General features: G+C 69.5%; 5 protein-coding genes. All 5 read left to right on the top strand.

Going from position 1 to position 3,145, the window contains the following annotated elements; genetic code table 11:
* The first annotated feature begins 28 nt into the window (after positions 1-28).
* Positions 29-325, top strand: coding sequence for a chorismate mutase (locus tag ACFDTC_RS17950; protein WP_375260243.1), 297 nt, complete (start codon positions 29-31; stop codon positions 323-325).
* A gap of 45 nt (positions 326-370) precedes the next feature.
* Positions 371-730, top strand: coding sequence for a 30S ribosomal protein S16 (rpsP, locus tag ACFDTC_RS17945; protein WP_375260242.1), 360 nt, complete (start codon positions 371-373; stop codon positions 728-730).
* A 134-nt stretch (positions 731-864) separates the two neighbouring features.
* A complete protein-coding gene (rimM, locus tag ACFDTC_RS17940; RefSeq protein WP_375260241.1) occupies positions 865-1,371 on the top strand; it encodes a ribosome maturation factor RimM in 507 nt (168 codons plus the stop codon).
* Between the two features lie 173 nt (positions 1,372-1,544).
* Positions 1,545-2,087 (top strand): hypothetical protein, encoded by a 543-nt coding sequence (locus tag ACFDTC_RS17935; RefSeq protein WP_375260240.1) that lies wholly within the window; start codon positions 1,545-1,547, stop codon positions 2,085-2,087.
* A gap of 61 nt (positions 2,088-2,148) precedes the next feature.
* Positions 2,149-2,943, top strand: coding sequence for a tRNA (guanosine(37)-N1)-methyltransferase TrmD (trmD, locus tag ACFDTC_RS17930; protein ID WP_375260239.1), 795 nt, complete (start codon positions 2,149-2,151; stop codon positions 2,941-2,943).
* The last annotated feature ends 202 nt before the right edge of the window (positions 2,944-3,145 follow it).

Raw genomic sequence — 3,145 nt, 5'->3', positions numbered from 1 at the left:
TCCGCGACCGCTTTGTACCGAGGACCGCATGACCCAAGACGCGACCCGCGCCCAGGCGCTGCTGAAGGATCACCGCGACAGCATCGACCGGCTGGACGCGATCCTGGTCTTCACGCTGGCCGAGCGGTTCAAGCACACCCAGGCCGTGGGCGTCCTAAAGGCGCAGCACGACCTGCCCCCATCCGATCCCGCGCGCGAGGAAAAGCAGATCGCGCGGCTTCAGGATCTTGCGGAACGGGCCGATCTGGACCCGGAATTCGCCAAGAAATTCCTGAATTTCATCATTCAGGAAGTCATCCAGCACCACAAGCTGCACCAGCAATAGGCGCGGCCCCGGCCCGCCAGAACGCCATTCAAAGGAGATACAGCAATGGCCATCAAGATCAGACTCGCCCGCGGCGGTTCCAAGAAGCGCCCCTTCTACCGCATCGTCGCCGCCGACAGCCGCATGCCGCGCGACGGCCGCTTCATCGAGAAGCTGGGCATCTACAACCCGCTGTTGCCTAAGGACAGCGAGGACCGCGTGAAGATGGATGTCGAGCGCATCCAGTACTGGCTGGGCCAAGGCGCGCAGACCACCGACCGGATCGACCGCTTCCTCGAGGCCGCCGGCATCCGCGAGAAGACCGAGCGCAACAACCCCAACCGCGCGAAGCCGGGCAAGAAGGCCCAGCAGCGCGCCGAAGAGCGGGCCGCCAAGTCCGCCGAAGCCGATACCGCCGAGGCCTGAGCCTTGCGCGGTGCGGTCCGGCCGGCGGCCCACCCGCCAGCCGGAATCGCAGGTTGCCCCGTCTCGACCGGATCTTCGTCCTTGAGGTCCGGGCGTGGCAGGGTCGCCGTGCCCGAACTCTTCCAGGGGTCGCCATGACCGATCTGATCTGCGTCGGGGCCATCGCGGGCGCGTTCGGCGTGACCGGCGAGGTGCGCCTGAAAAGCTTCACCGCCGACCCGCGCGCCATCGCCGGTTACGGTCCGCTGACCACCGAGGACGGCGCGCGCACGTTCACTGTGACGTTGGGGATGGAGATCAAGGCGGGTTTCGCCGCGCGCCTCGAGGGCATCGAGACGAAAGAGCAGGCCGATGCCCTGCGCGGCACCCGGCTCTTCGCGCCGCGGGACCGCCTGCCCGCGTTGCCCGAGGACGAATTCTACCATGCCGACCTGATCGGGCTTCCGGTCTACGACACCGGCGGCGTTCAGTTGGGCGTCGTGCATGCGGTGCACGATCATGGCGCGGGCGACCTTCTCGAGCTGCACCTGCCCGGCGGATCGAAGACGGCGCTGCTGCCGTTCACGCAGGCCGCGGTCCCGACCGTGGATATCGCCGCAGGCCGAATCGTGGCGGACCCGCCCGAAGGGCTGTTCGACTGACGCCGGCGTCGCTCGAATTGCACGCTCATTAACGGCGTGATGGAAACAACGGCGCACCGACCGCGTGAATCGTTGCTGTTTCGCGCATCTTTCACACCCGGCCCGTCCGGCTTCACCCAACTCACGCCCAGTTCCTTCGGTAGACCTCGTTGCATCCTGTAACGAGGCACCGGATGCAGACACAGTCCGACCACGCCGTCGCCGCGCTCAGCTGGGCCTGCGTCTTGGGCGCACTGGTTCTTTCCTTGGTCACGGATGCGGGACCCGCGGCCATCGTCGCGGCGGCCGCGCTGGGCCTCGTGTTCTGGCGCTTTCCGCCGGGCCGGCCGAACGCGCGGGTGTCGCCGGGCGATCTGCTGTGGACGGCCGAAGGTCCAGGCCCCGCCTATGCGGCCGACCGCTTGCGGCCAGTCCTCGTCCGCGATCTCGAGCTTGTGCAGGGTCTCGTTTTGCCCGAGGGCCAGCCGCTGTCGCCCGATCTGGTGGCGACCGAGGTGGCCTTGCGCGTCATGCATCGCGGCGGAATCGTCGACGCGCGCCGCCTGTCCGATCGCGACGTGGTCGCCTTGGCGCTGTTGCGCGACGCGATCGCGGCCGAGCCTGCCCGGGCCGCGCGGCTTGCGGCCGCGTTCCGCGACCCGGCGGCCGTGTTGGACCTGCGCGACCGCGTCCGTGGCCGCCCGTCCTTCCGGCCGGCGCCGTCATGCGTGGCCTGACGCCGCGCTTGTGTCCGGCCGGCGCCCGCACTACCAGCGGGCGAACCCGGAGGATGCCGCCATGTCCAATGTTCCCAGCCGGTCGCACGGCCGCAAGTCGATCGGCCCATCGCTGAAACCGCGCGATCTGATCGGCGGGGACGACCGTCTTGTCCGGGCCTGGCAGGCGCAGGTGATCACGCTGTTGCCCAACGCCTTTCCGGGCGTGCTGGGCGAGTCGTTGACCGGCACGGCGCTGCGCGAGGGGCGGTGGCAGTTGCACCCGGTCGACCTGCGCGGCTTCGGCGAGGGCCGCCACCGAAACGTCGACGACACGCCGGCCGGGGGCGGCGCGGGCATGGTCCTGCGCGCCGACGTGATGGGCCGCGCCATCGACACCGCGCGCGAGACGATGCCCAAGGACGCCCCGCTGATCTACCTGTCGCCGCGTGGCCGGCGATTCGACCAGGCCCGGGCGCGCGCGCTGGCCGCGGGGCCGGGCGTCACGCTAATCTGCGGGCGGTTCGAAGGCTTGGACCAGCGGGTGATCGACCACTACGACATCGAGGAACTGTCGCTGGGCGACTTCGTCTTGTCGGGCGGCGAGATCGCCGCGCAGGCGGTTCTGGATGCCTGCGTGCGCCTGTTGCCCGGCGTGCTGGGCAACGCGCAATCCACCGTCGAGGAAAGCTTTTCGGACGGATTGCTGGAGCATCCGCAGTACACCCGCCCCGCCGAATGGCGCGGCGCCACGATCCCCGAGGTGCTGACTTCGGGCGATCACGGCGCGGTCGATCGCTGGCGGCGTGAGCAGTCCGAAGGCCTCACGCGCGCGCGGCGGCCCGACCTTTGGCAGGCGCGCGGCGGGCAGGACTGACCGTCGTCCATACGGCTCCCCCGCAACGCGCCGGGGACCACGATTGGGCTTGATCCGTCGCCATGTCCCTTCTATACGGCCCAAGCCGTCGCGGTCATGGATCGTAGCGGCAGATTCCGTTTGCAGGCGCACCAGTCGCAGGTGCAGGGGCCGCGGGCGGATCGGCAAGGAAACGCGGTTCGAACTCTCCGGCGGGCGCATC

The sequence above is a fragment of the Citreimonas sp. genome, from assembly GCF_042096055.1.
GTDB lineage: Bacteria > Pseudomonadota > Alphaproteobacteria > Rhodobacterales > Rhodobacteraceae > Citreimonas.
This window is presented reverse-complemented; position numbering and strand designations above follow the sequence as displayed.

Coding starts and splice junctions, on each gene's coding strand:
- ACFDTC_RS17950 (WP_375260243.1), top strand. CDS start 29: ATGACCCAAGACGCGACCCGCGCCCAGGCGCTGCTGAAGGATCACCGC.
- rpsP (WP_375260242.1), top strand. CDS start 371: ATGGCCATCAAGATCAGACTCGCCCGCGGCGGTTCCAAGAAGCGCCCC.
- rimM (WP_375260241.1), top strand. CDS start 865: ATGACCGATCTGATCTGCGTCGGGGCCATCGCGGGCGCGTTCGGCGTG.
- ACFDTC_RS17935 (WP_375260240.1), top strand. CDS start 1,545: ATGCAGACACAGTCCGACCACGCCGTCGCCGCGCTCAGCTGGGCCTGC.
- trmD (WP_375260239.1), top strand. CDS start 2,149: ATGTCCAATGTTCCCAGCCGGTCGCACGGCCGCAAGTCGATCGGCCCA.